Raw genomic sequence first — 17,121 nt, forward strand, 5'->3', positions numbered from 1 at the left:
TTGCCGAGCCATCAATGACAATCCATCTCGAAACCCAGTCCGATCTCGAAGAGGCCGTCCATGCGCTGGTCAAGCGCGATCCGCGCCTCAGGCCCGTGCTCGAGATCGCGGGCATGCCGGCCTTGCGGCGACGCGAGCCGGGCTTTGCGGGGCTTGCGCATATCGTTTGCGGGCAGCAGCTTTCGACCGCGAGCGCCGCGGCGATCTGGGGCCGGCTATCGGCCGCTTTCGATCCATTCGACCATGAGGCGGTGCGCCGCGCTCGCACCGATCGGCTGGGGCGGCTCGGCCTGTCAGCGGCCAAGATCAAGACGCTAAAGCATCTGGCGCGCGAAATCATCGCGGACCGGCTGAGCCTCGACGTGCTCGCCGAAGAAGATGCCGATGCCGCGCATCACACGCTGGTCTCGCTGCCCGGCATCGGGCCGTGGACCGCCGACGTCTATCTGCTGTTCTGCCTCGGCCATGGCGATGCCTGGCCCGCCGGCGACCTCGCGGTGCAGGAGGGCATGCGTGTCGGGCTCGGCCTGAAGGCGCGGCCGACGGAAAAGCAGATGGCGCCGCTCGCCGAGCCCTGGCGTCCGTTGCGCGGTGCCGCCGCGCATCTGTGGTGGAGCTATTATCGCGCCGTGAAGAACCGCGAGGGCGTCATCGCCGGCGAAGCGAACGCCGTTTCAAACAATGTTGCTGTTGCAAAGCGCACAGCCGTCAAGGAGAAGATGCCGGCACGAAGAAAGCCGGGACCTTCACCATGACATCGATCGACTTCGTCGTCGCACGCAACGATCTCGAGCAATGCAAGTTGATCGAGACCATCCTGCCGGATGCCGCCGGGCTGCCCGCGGATGCGCTGCTGGTGAAGGTCGAGCGCTTTGCGTTCACAGCCAACAACATCACCTATGCCGTGATGGGTGACGAGCTGAAATATTGGCAGATCTTTCCGGCGCCGCAGGGCTTTGGCAACATTCCGGTCTGGGGTTTCGGCGAGGTGATCGCCTCGAAACATCCTGATATCGCCGTGGGCGAACGGCTGTTCGGCTATTTTCCGATGGCGACGCATCTCGTCATCGAAGCCGCTGATGTCAGCAAGCGCGCACTTCGCGACGGCGCCAAGCATCGCAAGCCGGTCGCGCCGGTCTACAATCTTTATTCCCGCGTCACCGGCGATCCCGCCTTTGCCGGACATCAGGGCGACCTTCAGGCGCTGCTGCGGCCGCTGTTCATGCTGTCGTTCCTGGTCGACGATTTTCTGGCCGAGAATGACGATTTCGGCGCGCGTAGCGTGCTGCTGTCGAGTGCGTCGAGCAAGACAGCCTTCGGACTTGCCCATCTCCTGCACAGCCGCGGCCGCAAGGTGATCGGGCTGACCTCGGCGGGCAATGCCGGCTTCGTCGGCTCGTTGCCCTGCTACGACGAGGTCGTCACCTATGACCGCGTCGGTTCGCTTCCGACGGACAAGCCGGTCGCCCTCGTCGACATGGCCGGCAGCAGCGCGTTGCGGGCCGCGCTGCATCACCATTTCGGCGAGCAGATGAAGTGCTCGGTGCGCGTCGGCTTGACCCATCGCGCCACCGATGCCGACGAAGGCGCCTTGCCCGGCGCCAAGCCGCGCTGGTTCTTCGCGCCCGACCACATTCGCAAGCGCGCGAAGGAGTGGGGACCCGGCGGCATCGAGCAGCGTTTTGCCGCAGCATGGTCCAGCTTCGCACCGCTGCTGGAGAAATGCCTGGAGGTCGTCGAGAGCCGCGGGCCGGAGGCCGTGCAGCGCATTTATCTCGACACGCTGCAAGGGCGCATTCCGCCTGAGCAGGGCCATATGCTTTCCCTGCTCGGGTAAAGCGCTTTTGACACCCGACGAACCGGTATAGCGTCAACCTCAGGGAAACGCCGCGAAGACGGCCACGAGGTCGCGCATGCTGGATCGCACGAAGGATATGGCGGCGTCCGCGCAAGCCTGGCTCGATGAATTCGAGCGCGTGCTGAGCGAGCCCGATCGCGCTGCGCTGGAGCGTCTCTTCGTCGCCGACTGCTTTTGGCGCGACGTGCTGGCGCTGAGCTGGAACCTGCAGACGCTTGCGGGCCGCGATGTCGTTGCACCGGCGCTGGCAGCGCTTGCGCCGAAGGCGGCACCGACAAATTTCAAGATCGCGCCAAACCGCGCAGCGCCGCGCTGGGTGACGCGCGCCGGCATCAACACGATCGAAGCCATCTTCGGTTTCGAGACCGCGCGCGGGCGCGGCAGCGGCATCGTGCGTCTCGTGCCAGACCCGGCCGACGGCGACCGGCTAAAGGCGTGGACGCTGCTCACCGCGCTCGAAGAGCTCAAAGGCTTCGAGGAACAGCTCGGCACCTCACGGCCGCGGGGACAGGCCTATTCGCGCGACTTCCGGGGACCGAACTGGCTCGATTTGCGCTGTGCCTCGCGCGACTATGCCGATCGCGATCCCATCGTGCTGGTGGTCGGCGGCGGCCAGGCCGGGCTCGCGATCACGGCCCGCCTGAAGCAGTTGCAGATCGACACGCTGATCGTCGATCGGGGGAAACGGATCGGCGACGTCTGGAGGAAGCGCTATCACGCGCTGACCCTGCACAACCAGGTGCAGGTCAATCACATGCCCTACATGCCGTTCCCGCCGAGCTGGCCGACCTACATCCCCAAGGACAAGCTCGCCAACTGGTTCGAAGCTTACGTCGACGCGATGGAGCTCAATTTCTGGACCGGCACCGAGTTCGAGGGCGGGGTCTATGACGACGCCGGCGGCCGCTGGACGGTAACGCTACGCCGCGCCGACGGCAGCCAGCGCACCATGCATCCCCGCCATGTGATCATGGCCACCGGTGTCAGCGGCATCGCCAACGTCCCTGATATTCCGACGCTCGACCGTTTCAAGGGCACGCTGCTGCATTCCAGCCGCTACGAGGACGGCGAAGTCTGGACCGGCAAGCGCGCCGTCGTCATCGGCACCGGCAACAGCGGCCACGATATCGCGCAGGATCTTTATTCCAGCGGCGCCGAGGTGACGCTGATACAGCGGTCGCCCACACTCGTCACCAATATCGAACCGTCGGCGCAGCTCGCTTATGCGATCTATAACGAGGGCACGCTCGAGGATAACGATCTGATCGCGGCCTCGATGCCGACGCCGCTGGCGAAGAAGACCCATGTGATGCTGACCGAGCAGTCGAAGGGGCTCGACAGGGAGTTGCTCGACGGCCTTCGCCGCGTCGGCTTCAAGCTCGACTTCGGCGAGGCCGGCACCGGCTGGCAGTTCAAATACCTCACCCGCGGCGGCGGCTATTATTTCAACGTCGGCTGCTCCAACCTGATCGTCGAGGGCGCTATCAAGCTAAAGCAGTTCGAGGACATCGAGAGTTTTACGCCCGACGGCGCGCGGATGAGGGACGGCACGACGATTGCAGCCGATCTCATCGTGCTTGCCACCGGCTACAAGCCGCAGGAATACCTTGTGCGAAAGCTGTTCGGCGAGGCCATCGCCGCCCGCGTCGGCCCGATCTGGGGCTTCGGCGACGGCTTCGAGCTGCGCAACATGTACGTTCGGACGAAGCAGCCCGGCCTGTGGTTCATCGCAGGCAGCCTGGCGCAATGCCGGATTAACTCGAAATTCCTCGCGCTGCAGATCAAGGCGATCGAGGAAGGGATTTTGTCACGTGAGGTGGGCACCGCTTAGGCTCACGTCATTGCGAGCGCAGCGAAGCAATCCAGCATCTTTCCGCGGAAACAGTCTGGATTGCTTCGCTGCGCTCGCAATGACGATGTGGATGCAGACAAGCGCAACAGAGACAACTGAAGGAAGGGCCACCCATGTCCGCCATCCTCGGCACCGGCGAGCATCGCTACCGCGTCGTCGAAAATTTCGCGAAACTTCCCGACGGCTGGCAGCTGACCGACGTCGCCTCGGTCGCGGTCGACAGCAAGGACCAGGTCTATGTCTTCAACCGCGGCGAACATCCGATGGTGGTGCTGGACCGCGAGGGAAATTTCCTCCGGAGTTGGGGCGAAGGCCTGTTCTCCCGGGCGCACGGCCTGCATATCGACGCCGATGACAATCTCTACTGCACCGACGACGGCGACCACACCGTGCGCAAATGCAGCACCGACGGCAAGGTGCTGCTGACGATCGGCATCCCCAAGAAGCCCGCGCCATTCATGAGCGGCGAGCCGTTCCATCGCTGCACCCACACCGCGCTATCGCCGAAGGGCGATATCTACGTCTCCGACGGCTATGGCAATGCGCGCGTGCACAAATACACGCCGGACGGCAGGTTGATCAAAAGCTGGGGCGAGCCCGGGACCGATCCCGGCCAGTTCAACATCGTGCACAATATCGCCACCGACGCCGATGGCTGGGTCTATGTCGCCGACCGCGAGAACCATCGCGTGCAGGTGTTCGACGGCGAGGGCAAATACGAGACACAGTGGAACAATCTGCACCGCCCCTGTGCGCTGTGCTGCTGTGGCGGAGCCAGGAGCCCGACCTTCGTGATCGGCGAGCTCGGACCCGGCATGGCGGTCAACCGCAAGGTCCCCAATCTCGGCCCCCGCCTGTCGATCGTGGACGCTGCGGGAAAACGCATCGCGCGACTCGGCGGCGAGGAAGGTCCGGGTGTCGCCAGCAGAAAATTTCTGGCGCCCCACGGCATTGCGCTGGATTCGAAGGGCGACATCTATGTCGGCGAAGTCGGCGTCACCGACTGGAAGACCAGCTTTCCCGACGACGAGATGCCGGCCGTCGTGCGCGCGACGCGGTGCCTTCAGAAGCTTGAGCGGGTACGGGAGTAGCTGTCACGGCATAGCCACGACACGCTGGCGAAGACAGTTCCGCACCAGCCCCCTTCCAAATCGCGGCGTTTTTGCGCGCCTTTGCCACCCCGCCGCCGCATTGCTTCTGCCTGAATAAGTCGCTCAACGGGCTTCACAATCCCGTCACGCTGCATGTAGTATGTCAGTACATGCTGCTTCGCAGCGTATATTGGAGGCCGGGAGCGTTACTTGAACGCACATGTCTCGCAAGGCAGTTGGCCGGTGCTGGTCCTCAACGCGGACTTCCGGCCACTGAGTTACTACCCACTGTCTCTGTGGTCGTGGCAGGACGCGATCAAGGCGGTGTTCCTCGACCGCGTCAATATCGTAGCGCATTACGATCAGGCGGTTCACAGCCCCACGCTGCAAATGCAGCTCCCGAGCGTGGTCTCGCTCAAATCCTTCGTCAAGCCGACCACCCATCCCGCCTTCACCCGGTTCAACGTCTTCCTGCGCGATCGCTTCGCCTGCCAATATTGCGGCTCGCCCGAAGACCTCACCTTCGATCACATCATCCCGCGCAGCAAGGGTGGCCAGACCACCTGGGAGAACGTGGTCGCGGCGTGCTCGCCCTGTAACCTGCGCAAGGGCAATCTCACGCCCGCGCAAGCCAAGATGTTTCCGCGCCAGACGGCCTTCGCGCCGACCGTGCACCAGCTCCACCGCAACGGCCGCCTGTTTCCGCCGAACTATCTGCACGACAGCTGGCTGGACTATCTCTACTGGGATACGGAGCTGGATCCGTAAGACGGCGGCAATGGCTGCGATCGTCGTTGCCCTCGATTGTTCGTCAAGGCTGCCGTCAGCGGCGGCAAATCATTATCGTTTCGTTACCGGACCTTAAGATTCGGTCCGCAATCTCGCCGCGGGGAATTGGCCAGCCGTGCCGCCCTCTAGAGATTGGCGAACCAATGCTCACCGCTACATTGGAGCAGGTCCAGGCCTCGCCGCGGAAGCGGACGATCTATGTCTGCGTCATCCTTACGCTGCTGGCCGCGATCCTGGGCTTCAAGACATTCCGTTTCTTCGAAGGCGGGCTCTGGTACGGCGGCCAGACCGCCGACTTCGCCGCCTTCCACATCGTGGCGCAGCGGATCTGGCTCGGTGATGTCGATCTGACCTACCAATTCGCCTCGTTCACGAAAATGCAGATGGCCGCGGCCGGAGGCACGACCGGCGTCATGCCCTGGACCTACCCGCCTCAATTCGATCTGCTGCTTGCACCTCTTGCATTCCTGCCGGGCTGGGCCGCCTATTTGCTTTTCACGACGCTCACGCTGGCGGCCTATCTGATGACGCTGCGCGCCATCGCGGGAAGCAACTTCGCACCCGCGCTCGTCGTCTTCTTTCCGGCCATCGCAATCACGATCGGTGTCGGCCAGAATGGCCTCCTGACCGGCGCGCTGATCGGGCTGGTCTGCATCAACGCGGAACGACGGCCGGTGCTGTCAGGCATCGCGCTCGGCGTCATGGTCATCAAGCCGCATCTGGCCGTTGCAGCCGGCATCTACATGCTGTTGACGCGCAACTGGCGGGCGGTGCTGACCGGCGCCATCGTGGTGGTCGCAAGCTCGCTCGCCTGCACGCTCGCCTTCGGTCCGCAAATCTGGCTCGCGTGGCTCGGCAGCATCCGCGAAGCTGCCGGTTATCTGGAGGACGGCCGCTATCAGCTGTTCCGGATGATCTCGTCCTATGCGGCCTTGTATAATGCCGGCCTTCCCCCGGCCGGAGCGTTCTGGGGGCAGATGGCGATGGCAGCCTTGGCACTTGTCACCGTCGCACTCGCGATTGCGCGTGGACCGTCGTCCCGCTTCGCGCTCGGCGTCGTCGCGGTCGCTTCCGTGATGATCAGCCCCTACGCCTACGACTATGATCTGCCGATCGTGGGAATCGGCCTTGCCCTGCTTCTTCCCGAGCTTGCCGGCCTGGCGAGCCCACGCGAACGCGGCGCGATCTACGCCCTCCTCCTGCTGGCCAACGTCTACGGGCTGCTGCAATCGGCACGACTGTCCGCCGAGAACGCCCATGCGAGCGGGCTCGAGCGATACATGACGCCAGCCATCGGAGGCTTTGCCCTCATGGCGGTGCTCGCGCTGCTGCTGTGGGTCCTGCTGCGGGAAGCAAGGCCCGCCGCGGTCCGCCTGCACAGCGAGCCCGCCTAGCCTCACCTCCGGCACCCGCGCCAAGGAACGACTGCGCAGCCGGACCATGGCGACCGACGGAACCGGAACGGCCGGCGCCCGTTCAGATCGGAGGCCAGCGGCAAACGCCGCAGCGCAACCGAAGGAGGCTCGCCATGCCCGCAGCCGAGAAGGATCACGTCTACAAGATCCTGGAACTGGTCGGATCGTCCGAGGCGTCGATCGAGGACGCGATCAAGAACGCGATCAGCCGTGCCTCCAAGACCATTCGTGAGATGAAATGGTTCGAGGTGGTGCAGACGCGCGGCCACATCGAGAACGGCGCCGTGCGCCACTATCAGGTGACGCTGCGCGTCGGGTTTACGCTCGAAGGGTGACGCCCCAGAGCCTGGCTAGCATCTGCCGACGAGCGTCGATCAAAATCCAGACAATGCCACCGGTTGAGTACGGTCCCGTGCAATCATCACAGTTGTTGCAATAGGCCGTTAAGGCCAAAGTGAGAGGTTTGCACCGAATTGGAGCAAACCCGATGGTCACGAGCCGCGAACTGGGCAAGACCCATCTTCCGCTCTGGGCGGCGGGATTCGTTGCGCTGATCTGCGTGGCTATTCTGGGTTTGAGCGCCTGGCGCGAATGGGGAACGCGCAATGCCGAGCTCCGGAACGCCGAGATCGACGTCGCCAATCTCGCGCATTCGCTGGTCCAGCACGCAGATGACACGTTCGAGCTCGCCGACACGATCCTGGTCGGACTGGTCCATCGGCTCGAGCTTGATGGAACCGGCCCCGATACGATCAGCAAGCTCCAGACCTATCTGCCGACCCGCAAATCGTCAGATCGCATCCGGGGCATCTTCGTCTATGACGAGACCGGCCGCTGGCTTGCCACCACCGAGCATGTCGACTTTTCCGCCCTGAACAACAGCGACCGCGAATATTTCCGGCAGCACCGCGCCTCTCCCGACAAGGGCACGCTGATCGGCCGCCCCGTCAAGAGCCGCTCCGGCGGCCAGTGGATCATCACGGCATCGCGCCGGATCAACCATCCCGACGGCAGCTTCGCCGGCGTCGTCCTGCTCACGATCGACGTCGCCTATTTCGCAAAATTCTACGAGCGATTCGACTTCGGACCGAATGGATCGGCATCGCTGCTCAACAATGCCGGCATCTTGCTGGCGCGGAGCCATGACGAAAACGGGGCTTTCGTCGGACGGGATCTGTCCAATGCGCCCTTGTTCAGGGAGTGGAAACGCCGTCCCGACGCGGCGGTCTATTATTTCACGTCGCCGCTCGATGGCGTGCGGCGGCTGAGCTACTACCAACGCAGCAACCACTATCCACTGATGGTGCTGGCGAGCAAGTCACAGGACGACGTGCTCGCGCCCTGGCGACAGGCCGCGGCCATGCGCGCGATCTTCGTGCTCGGACTTGTGCTGCTGATCGCGGTGATCGGGTTCTATCTGGTCCGTCAGTTGTTGCAGCGGCAGCGCATTGCGCAGGTCCTCGTCGCCAAGGAAGCCAATTTCCGACTGCTGGCGGAGCAATCCAGCGACATGGTGACCCGGATCGGGCTCGATAACCGGCTGCTCTACGTCTCTCCCTCATGCGTGCGCATTACGGGATGGTCGGCCGAGGAACTGCTTGGCACGTCGGCCCTGGCCGGCATCCACCCCGATGACATGGAACGGGTCGAGCAGGCCATCGTCGCGCTGAAGAACGGCGAAGCCGAGGAGGCGCGGTTCGTCTATCGCCAGCGTCATCGCGACAAGGGTGAGATCTGGGCCGAGGCGGCACTGCACGTGACTCTGGCGGCCGACAGTGGTGAGATCGACGGTGTCGTCGCGGTCATGCGCGACATGACGGAGCAGAAGGATCTTCAGGACAAGCTCGCCTCGCTTGCGACGACCGACGGCCTCACCGGCCTTGCCAACCGCCGCGCATTCGACGATCGCCTCGTCGATGAATGGGCTCGCGCCCGGCGCGACGGCAGCCAGCTCTCGCTGCTGCTGATCGACGTCGATCACTTCAAGAAGTTCAACGACCATTACGGACATCTGGCAGGCGACGGATGCCTGCGCGCGCTGGGCCGAATCCTATCCGCCCATGCCAGGCGTCCAGCCGACCTCGCGGCGCGCTTCGGCGGCGAGGAATTCGCCGTGCTGTTGCCGAACACCGGTCCGGACGGCTGCGCCGAGGTCGGCGAAGCGATTCGCCAGGCGCTGCACGATCTCGCCATGCTGCATGCACAAAATCCGCCTTCACGACTTGTCACTGCAAGCATCGGCGCTGCGACCAGTCTGCCGTCCCAGGCCACGATGGACTGGAGCACGCTGATAGCTGCCGCCGACCGCGCCCTCTACGCAGCCAAGGACAGCGGCCGTGACCGACTGGTGATTTCAGGACAGGTCGTGTCCTGGCCCGCCAAAAGCGCGTGACGGAAGCGATGCTTTACCAGGCAAGCGCACGCTGCCCTTGCCGGTAACCACGGGTTTGTCGCCTGCGCTCTGACCGGATATGACTGCGGGCCCGGTCCGATGTTCGGCCATCCGAGAGTGCTGCCGTGACTGACGACATCAAGCTCGTCCTCTTCGATATGGATAACGTCCTCTGCGACTATGACAGGGGAAAGCGCGTCGCACACCTGGCGGAGCTCGCCGGATCGACCGGCGAATTCGTTCACCAGGCCATCTGGGACAGCGGCTTCGAACTGCTCGGAGACTCCGGCACACTCGATGCCATTGACTATCTGCGGGGCTTCGGCGAACGCATCGGCTATCCGCTGTCGCTCGACGAATGGGTGGAGGCGCGACGCCGTTCGATGCAGGCCGATCTCGCGATGCTGGAGATCGTCGGGCAATTGCGCCGAACCGTCGATGTTGCGATCCTGACCAACAATACCACGCTGGTCGCGGATCACATCGATACGCTGCTGCCCGAACTGCGGCCGCTGTTCGGCCAAAGGATCTACACCTCGGCCCAGTTCAGGACGGCCAAGCCCGACCCGCTCTGCTACCGCCTCTGTGTTTCAGAGCTCCAGGCCAAACCGGAGAACGTGCTCTTTGTCGACGACCTCGCGGCCAATGTCGCGGGGGCACGGCAAGCGGGTCTCCTCGCACATCACTACACGTCCGTGGAGACGTTCAAGCAAACTCTTTCAGATCACGGCCTGCTTCGCGAGCCGTGAACGGGGTCAGACCAGATCGACGCCGCGCCGCTCCGGGATCAGCACGAGCAACGCCACGATGTCGATGAGGTAGAGCAGCGCAAGACCTGCGATCGCGGTTGGAAAGCCGTAGGCGGCGCTGACGATGCCGACGACCAGCGGGCCGAAGCCGGCTACCGCCCGCCCGATATTGAAGAACACGTTCTGCGCGGTGGCGCGCGCAGCGGTGGGATAGAGCTCGCTCATCAGCGCGCCGTAGCCGCCGAGCATGCCGTTGACGAAGAAGCCCATCACGGCTCCGCCGATCAGCAGCGCACCGGCGGTCGTGAGCTGCGAATAGACCACCACCATGATGGCCGCGCCGAGCATGTAGGTCAGGAACGCAGCACGGCGGCCGACACGGTCGGCCGCATGGCCGAACAGGAAGATGCCGAGCGCCATGCCGGCGATGGTGACTGACGTCCACAGCGCCGATTGCGTCAGGCCGTAGCCGAACCGCGTCGAGAGATAGTTCGGCAGCCAGATCATGATGCCGTAATAGCCGAAATTCTGTACCGAGCAGAGAATGATCATGCCGATGCCGGTCCGGGTCGTCTCCGCATCGGCCACGAGCGCACGAAGCGACGAGCCGGCATCCGCCGCCTTCGCCTTGTGCGCGACGAAGACATCAGGCTCGTGCAGCTTGCGCCGGATCACATAGGCGATCACAGCCGGAAATACGCCGAGCGCAAACATCCCGCGCCAGCCGATGATCGGCAGCAGGATCGGCGTCACCAGCGCCGCCGTGAGCACGCCGAACTGCCAGCCCAGCCCGACATAGGACGTTGCCCGCGCACGCTTAGCAGCAGGCCAGGCCTCCGCCACCAGCGCCATGCCGATGCCGAATTCGCCACCGAGACCGATGCCGGCGATGGCCCGGTAGGCCAGCAGGTCCCAATAGCCCTGGGCCAGCGCGCACAGGCCGGTGAATATCGCGAACAGGACGATGCTCCAGGTCAGAACTCGCACGCGGCCAAGCCGGTCCGACAGCATGCCGAAGACAAGACCGCCGACCACCGCGCCGACCAGGGTCCCCGTGACCAGCGAGGCCGCTTGCGGCTGGGTGAGATGAAGGTCCTTCGAAATCGCCGCCAGCATGAAGCCGAGGATGAGAAGGTCGAACCCATCCATGGCGTAGCCGAGCGCCGATCCCCACAACGCCCGTCGTGCTGCCGCGTCGCGATCTGTCGCACCGGCCGCATCGATCGCGCCGAGAGTTACGTCCTGTACCTGGCTCACACGTTCCCCCTACGCCACCCGGCCCTTTGCGATCAGGGCCAGCATGAACCTATGCACCGCGCAACTTCAGGCCAGATGGCACGCCACGAAATGCCCGCCCGCGCCTTCCTTCAGCTCCGGCGCTGCTTCGGCGCAGCGGGGCTGCGCGATCGGGCAACGTGTGTGGAAGTGGCAGCCTGATGGCGGCTTCATCGGGCTCGGCACGTCGCCCTTGAGGCGGATGCGGTTGCGCTTGAGCTTGGGATCAGGAACCGGCACGGCGGACAGCAACGCCTTGGTGTAGGGGTGCTGCGGATTGCGATAGAGGTCGCTCGCCTTCGCCAGCTCGACGATGCGGCCGAGATACATCACCGCAACGCGATCCGAGATGTGCTCGACCACCGAGAGGTCGTGCGCCACGAAGAGATAAGTGAGGTTCAGCTCGGCCTGGAGGTCTTCCAGGAGGTTGATGACCTGCGCCTGGATCGAGACGTCGAGCGCCGATACCGGCTCGTCGCAAACGATCAGCTTCGGCTCGACCGCAAGCGCCCGCGCGATCACGATGCGCTGACGCTGGCCGCCGGAGAATTCGTGCGGGTAGCGGCGCATGTGCTCGGCCTTGAGGCCGACCTTGACCAAGAGGCCCGCGACGCGATCCTCGCGCTCCCTGGCATTGGATGCGAGATTGTGGATGGTGAAGGCTTCGCCGAGGATGGAGCCGACCGTCATGCGCGGATTGAGCGAGGCGAACGGGTCCTGGAATACGAGCTGCATGTTCCGCCGCATCGCGCGCAGATCGTTGCCGCCGAGCTGCCGCACATCCTGGCCGTCAAAGGTGACTTCGCCGTCGGTCGGCTCGATCAGGCGCAGCACGCAGCGCCCCGTCGTCGACTTGCCGCAGCCGGATTCGCCGACGAGACCGAGCGTCTCGCCGCGATCGACCGAGAACGACACGCCGTCGACCGCATAGACGGTGGCGACCTGACGCGACAACAGGCCGCCCAGCACGGGGAAATATTTCTTCAGGCCGCTGACGCGGAGCAAGGGCTCGCTCATGATGCGGCTCCCAGACTGGTATCGCCAAGGTGGCAAGCCATGCGATGACCGGGCGCGATCTCGCGCAGCAGCGGCTCCTTCGCGATGCAGATATCCATGGCGAACTTGCAGCGCGGCGCGAAGCGGCAGCCAACCGGCGGATTGATCAGGATCGGCACCGAGCCGCCGATCGCCTCGAGCCGCGTCTTGTGCTCACTGTCGAGATCGATGCGCGGAATCGAACGGATCAAACCTTGCGTATAGGGATGGCGCGGATCGGAGAAAAGAGCGTCGACGCCAGCCTCCTCCACTACCTTGCCGGCATACATCACGACGACACGCTGTGCCGTTTCGGCGACGACGCCCATGGCATGGGTGATCAGCATCACCGCCATGCCGAAGCGCTCCTTCATGTCCTGGAGCAGGTCGAGGATCTGCGCCTGGATGGTGACGTCGAGCGCGGTGGTCGGCTCGTCGGCGATGATCAGCTTGGGCTTGCAGGCGAGCGCCATCGCGATCATCACGCGCTGGCGCATGCCGCCGGAGAACTGGTGCGGATAGTTATGGACACGGCCTTCGGCGTTCGGGATCTGGACCAGTCTCAGCATCTCGATGGTGCGATCGAGCGCCTGCTTCTTGGTTACGGCCTCGTGCCGGCGCAGGCTCTCGGCGATCTGCTCGCCGACCGTGAGCACAGGGTTGAGCGAAGTCATCGGCTCCTGGAAGATGAAGCCGATCTCCTTGGCGCGGATATCATCGAGCTGGTTGCTCGTCAGCGGCACCAGATCGCGGCCCTCGAAGATGATCTCGCCCGCCGCGATGCGGCCCGGCGGCATCGCGATCAGCTTCAGGATCGACATCGCGGTGACGGTCTTGCCGCAGCCGGACTCGCCGACGACGCAGAGCGTCTCGCCCCGATTGATCGAAATATCGACGCCGTCCACGGCCTGCAAAATGCCGTCGTCGGTGGAGAAGTGGGTTTTCAGCCCCTTGATCTCGAGCAGCGGCGCCATCAGATCACCCGTCGCGCATCGAGCGCGTCACGCAGACCGTCGCCGATGAAGTTGATGGCGACCACCGCGATGAAGATCGCGCCGCCCGGAAACAGGGCCCAGTGCGGGCCGATGTCGAGAAAGTCCTTGGCGTCGAACAGCAACCGACCCCATGTCGGGGTATCAGGGGGGAAACCGAGGCCGAGGAAGGACAGCGTCGATTCCGCGATGATCGCGGCCGCAACGTCGATGGTGCCGGCGATGATCACCGGACCGAGCGCATTTGGCAGGATGTGCTTCACCACCTGCCGCACCGGACTGGCACCGAGCGCACGGGCGGCCTCGACGAACTCCTTCTCGCGGATCGACAGGAACTGCGCGCGGACGAGGCGCGCCACCGGCATCCAGCGCAGGCCGCCGATCACGAGCACGATCAGGATGAAAATGCCGCCTTCGGGGCCGAACACCTGCTTCAGCCCGTCCCGGAACAGATAAATCAGCAGCAGCAGCAGCGGCAATTGCGGCAGCGACAGAAAAAGGTCGGTGAGCCACATCAATCCATGCCCGAGCGCGCCGCGCGACATGCCGGCGAGCGCGCCGATCAGCGTGCCGATGAATACCGACACCAGCATCGCGGCGAGCCCGACCGCGAGCGAGATACGCCCGCCATAGATCATGCGTGCCAGGATGTCCTGGCCGAGATCGTCGGTGCCGAAGGGATGGGTCAGCGACGGCCCCTGAAGGCCCGCGACGATGTCGATGTCGTTGATCTTGACGCGCCAGATGAAGGGGCCGACCACGACCGCCAGGATCAGAACGAGCAGCAGCACGGCGCTGACGACAGCGAGCCGGTGACGGCTGTAGCGCCGCCACGTCTCGCGCCAGGGCGAGTAGACGCCCCGCTCAACGGAGGGAGATGCGAGGGTCAAGCCAGCCATAAAGCACGTCCGCGATAAGATTGAACAGCACCACGAGGCACGCGAAGACGAAGGTGACGGCCATCACCACCGGCGTGTCGTTGGAGAGGATGGAGGAGATCAGGAGCGAGCCGATGCCGGGAATGCGGAAGATCTGCTCGGTGACGATGGCACCGCCGAACACGACCGGCATCTGCAACGCGATCAGCGTGACGACGGGGATCATGGCATTGCGCATCACGTGCTTGACGATGACCTTGGCCTGGCCGAGGCCCTTGGCGCGCGCCGTGGTGACGTAGTCGAGCCTGATGACGTCGAGCATCGCCGAGCGCACGAAGCGCGTCATCGACGCCGCCTGGAACAGGCCGAGCACGGCCACCGGCATGATCGCCTGCCGGATCATTTCGAGCACCCAGTGGATGCCGGTCGCCTTGATGTCGGTGGAGTAGACGAAAGGCAGCCAGTCCAGCGTGACCGAGAAGATCAGGATGAACAGGATGCCGGTGAAGAAGGTCGGCAGCGAGAAGCCGACGAAGGCGAGCGTGTTCGCGATCTGGTCGAACAGCGAATAGGGCTTTGTGGCCGCATAGACGCCGACGGGAATCGCGATCAGCAACGCCAGGATCTGCGCCGAACCGATCACGTAGAGCGTGGCCGGCAGGCGCTGCAGGATCAGGGTGTCCACGTTCATCCGGCTGACGAAGGAGAAGCCCCAGTCACCGTGCAGCATGGCGTTGAGCCAGTGCAGGTAGCGAAGGTAGATCGGATCGTCGAGGCCGAACTTGGCCCGAAGTGCGGCTTGCACTTCGGGCGGCACGTTCGGATTGGTCGCGAGTTCGCTGAAGGGATCGCCTGGCGCAAGCGCCAGGACGACGAAAAGGACCAGCGAAATCGCCAGCAGGCTCGGAACGGCAATCAGAAGGCGGCGCAGGACATACTGGCTCATGTCGGAGGATCCCGGCCTGCGATCACCCCTCCCGGTACCAGTCCTGGATGTTGTCGGTCCGGTTGGCCCAGCCGGAGATGACCGGCTGCAGCGTATTGGTGCAGGCATCCACCGTCAGGCGGTGCATCACCGGGATGAACACGGTGTCCTGCCACAGCATGTCGTTGCACTTGATGTAGAGCGCGGCGCGCTTGACCGGGTCGATCTCGGTCTCGGCCGCTGTAATCGCGTCGTCATAGTCCTTATTGACGTAACGCGGGAAATTCGGGCCCTGCCACTTGTTCTCCTTGGTGGCCACGTTGGCGGAGACATACCGCCTCATGTGCAGGGCCGGATCCGGCTGCGTCATCGGAATCTGGAACTCCTCGATGTCGGTGTAGAACTTCGAATAGGTGTCGGGATTGGCGACATCGGAGGAGAAGAACACCGAGGCGACGACCGATTTGAGCTCGACGTCAATGCCCGCCTTCTGGCAGGCCTGCTTGACGATGGCCTGAGTCTTCTGGCGCGGACCGTTGGTCGAGGTCTGGTAGACGAACTTCAGCTTCTTGCCGTCCTTCTCGCGAATGCCGTCGGCGCCGGCCTTCCATCCGGCCTTCTCGAGCAGCGCGATCGCCTTCTCGACGCTGAACTCCCATTTGGTGTTCTTGGACACGAAGTCGTCGGGACCATTGAGGTAGTTCGCCGTGGTGCGACCGGCGCGGCCGTAAATCGCCTTCTTCACGGAGTCGCGGTCGACGAGCAACGCGAGCGCCTGACGCACCGTCGGGTCCGACAGGATCGGGTGCTTGGTCTTCATCGAGGACCGTTCACCATCGACCTCGGTGTTCGGATCGGTGAAGTTGATCGCAATGAACTCGATATCGCCGCCCACGGCATAGGTGGTCTTGCCCTTGCCACCCTTCTCGAGACGCAGCAGCACTTCGTCCTCGACCTGCATGTTCCAGGCGAAATCGAACTCTCCAGTCTGGATCACGGCTCGCGCCGCGGAGACGGCATCGCCGCCGCCCTTCATGTCGATCGTGTCGAAATAGGGCCTGTTGGGCATGTGATAGTCGGGATTGAGCTGGCCGCGGACCAGGTCGCCCGGCTTGAACTCGACGAATTTGTAGGGGCCCGAACCGACAGGAGCCAGGTTGGTCGGCGCCTCGCGGGATTTCGATCCCTTGTATTCGGCAAACAGATGTTTCGGGATGACGCAGCCGTAAGCGCCGACGAAGGCATTGGCCCAGAACGGCGTTGGATTCTTGAACAGGATACGGATGGTCAGGTCATCCACCTTTTCGACCGTCATGTCGGCATAGGTGCTGATGGAGACGGCGGCCGTGGCAGGATCGCTGACATATTCCCAGGTGAACACGAAATCGTCGGCCGTCAGGGGCTTGCCGTCGTGCCATTTGACACCGGGCTTGATCTTCCAGGTCACCGACTTGCCGTCTGCGGTAAGGCCGCCATTCTTGATCGACGGGATCTCGGCGGCGAGGATTGGATTGAGGTGGCCATCGACATCCCAGCTGGCGAGCGGCTCATAGAACAGGCGCGAGCCGTCCTGATCCTTGGTGCCGGTCGCAAAATGCGGATTGAGCAGGGTGGGCCCCTGCCACCACAACAGCTTGAGCGGGCCGCCGCCGCCGCGCTTGGTCGGCGGATAGGGGGCCGGGCTCTGGGCCATGGCGACGCCGCCGATGGCGAGAATCTGGTTGGCCAAGGGAGCGGTGAGGCCGATGGCGGCGAGGCGCTGGATGAAGGCGCGGCGATCCATCCGCCCGTCCTTCACCTTACCGATCATCGAACGCAGTTCTTTGTCCAGCATGGTTGTCCCCCGTCTGGTTCCCATATGCATGCGGAC

At 64.0% G+C, this 17,121-nt stretch carries 15 protein-coding genes; 9 read left to right on the forward strand and 6 right to left on the reverse strand.

Going from position 1 to position 17,121, the window contains the following annotated elements:
- Window positions 1-14: 14 nt before the first annotated feature.
- The 9 genes from XH89_RS34125 (at window position 15) to XH89_RS34165 (ending at window position 10,146) form a co-directional block, all read left to right on the forward strand.
- The gene (locus XH89_RS34125; RefSeq protein ID WP_194464663.1) at window positions 15-755 is read left to right on the forward strand and encodes a DNA-3-methyladenine glycosylase; all 741 of its coding nucleotides are present in this window, start codon (window positions 15-17) and stop codon (window positions 753-755) included.
- Window positions 752-1,837 (forward strand): DUF2855 family protein, encoded by a 1,086-nt coding sequence (locus XH89_RS34130; protein ID WP_194464664.1) that lies wholly within the window; start codon window positions 752-754, stop codon window positions 1,835-1,837. Before XH89_RS34125 ends, XH89_RS34130 begins: the two co-directional genes overlap by 4 nt.
- A 76-nt stretch (window positions 1,838-1,913) precedes the next feature.
- Window positions 1,914-3,689, forward strand: coding sequence for an NAD(P)/FAD-dependent oxidoreductase (locus XH89_RS34135; protein WP_194464665.1), 1,776 nt, complete (start codon window positions 1,914-1,916; stop codon window positions 3,687-3,689).
- Between the two features lie 134 nt (window positions 3,690-3,823).
- Window positions 3,824-4,801, forward strand: coding sequence for a peptidyl-alpha-hydroxyglycine alpha-amidating lyase family protein (locus XH89_RS34140; protein WP_194464666.1), 978 nt, complete (start codon window positions 3,824-3,826; stop codon window positions 4,799-4,801).
- A 210-nt stretch (window positions 4,802-5,011) separates the two neighbouring features.
- The gene (locus XH89_RS34145; protein WP_063694680.1) at window positions 5,012-5,569 is read left to right on the forward strand and encodes an HNH endonuclease; all 558 of its coding nucleotides are present in this window, start codon (window positions 5,012-5,014) and stop codon (window positions 5,567-5,569) included.
- Window positions 5,570-5,733: 164 nt separating this feature from the next.
- Window positions 5,734-6,984, forward strand: a complete 1,251-nt coding sequence (locus XH89_RS34150) for a glycosyltransferase family 87 protein (RefSeq protein ID WP_194464667.1) — start codon at window positions 5,734-5,736, stop codon at window positions 6,982-6,984.
- 134 nt (window positions 6,985-7,118) lie between these two features.
- Window positions 7,119-7,340, forward strand: coding sequence for a dodecin (locus XH89_RS34155; protein ID WP_194464668.1), 222 nt, complete (start codon window positions 7,119-7,121; stop codon window positions 7,338-7,340).
- A gap of 152 nt (window positions 7,341-7,492) precedes the next feature.
- Entirely contained in the window at window positions 7,493-9,397 is a 1,905-nt protein-coding gene (locus XH89_RS34160; protein WP_194464669.1) for a sensor domain-containing diguanylate cyclase, read from the forward strand.
- 125 nt (window positions 9,398-9,522) lie between these two features.
- Window positions 9,523-10,146, forward strand: a complete 624-nt coding sequence (locus XH89_RS34165) for an HAD family phosphatase (protein WP_246767692.1) — start codon at window positions 9,523-9,525, stop codon at window positions 10,144-10,146.
- Window positions 10,147-10,152: 6 nt separating this feature from the next.
- On the opposite strand, the gene XH89_RS34170 is transcribed toward XH89_RS34165, so the two are convergent.
- The 6 genes from XH89_RS34170 to XH89_RS34195 form a co-directional block, all read right to left on the reverse strand.
- Window positions 10,153-11,403, reverse strand: a complete 1,251-nt coding sequence (locus XH89_RS34170; protein ID WP_246767693.1) for an MFS transporter — start codon at window positions 11,401-11,403, stop codon at window positions 10,153-10,155.
- Between the two features lie 66 nt (window positions 11,404-11,469).
- Complete coding sequence (locus tag XH89_RS34175; RefSeq protein ID WP_194464670.1) at window positions 11,470-12,438, reverse strand: ABC transporter ATP-binding protein; 969 nt, start codon at window positions 12,436-12,438, stop codon at window positions 11,470-11,472.
- Complete coding sequence (locus tag XH89_RS34180) at window positions 12,435-13,430, reverse strand: ABC transporter ATP-binding protein (RefSeq protein ID WP_194464671.1); 996 nt, start codon at window positions 13,428-13,430, stop codon at window positions 12,435-12,437. Before XH89_RS34180 ends, XH89_RS34175 begins: the two co-directional genes overlap by 4 nt.
- On the reverse strand, window positions 13,430-14,347 hold the full coding sequence (locus XH89_RS34185) for an ABC transporter permease (protein ID WP_194464672.1): 918 nt from the start codon (window positions 14,345-14,347) through the stop codon (window positions 13,430-13,432). The genes XH89_RS34180 and XH89_RS34185 overlap by 1 nt, the downstream gene beginning before the upstream one ends.
- Window positions 14,313-15,272 (reverse strand): ABC transporter permease, encoded by a 960-nt coding sequence (locus XH89_RS34190; protein WP_194464673.1) that lies wholly within the window; start codon window positions 15,270-15,272, stop codon window positions 14,313-14,315. The genes XH89_RS34185 and XH89_RS34190 overlap by 35 nt, the downstream gene beginning before the upstream one ends.
- A gap of 22 nt (window positions 15,273-15,294) precedes the next feature.
- The gene (locus XH89_RS34195; protein WP_194464674.1) at window positions 15,295-17,085 is read right to left on the reverse strand and encodes a peptide ABC transporter substrate-binding protein; all 1,791 of its coding nucleotides are present in this window, start codon (window positions 17,083-17,085) and stop codon (window positions 15,295-15,297) included.
- Window positions 17,086-17,121: the final 36 nt, after the last annotated feature.

The organism is Bradyrhizobium sp. CCBAU 53340 (genome assembly GCF_015291645.1).
Lineage (GTDB): Bacteria > Pseudomonadota > Alphaproteobacteria > Rhizobiales > Xanthobacteraceae > Bradyrhizobium.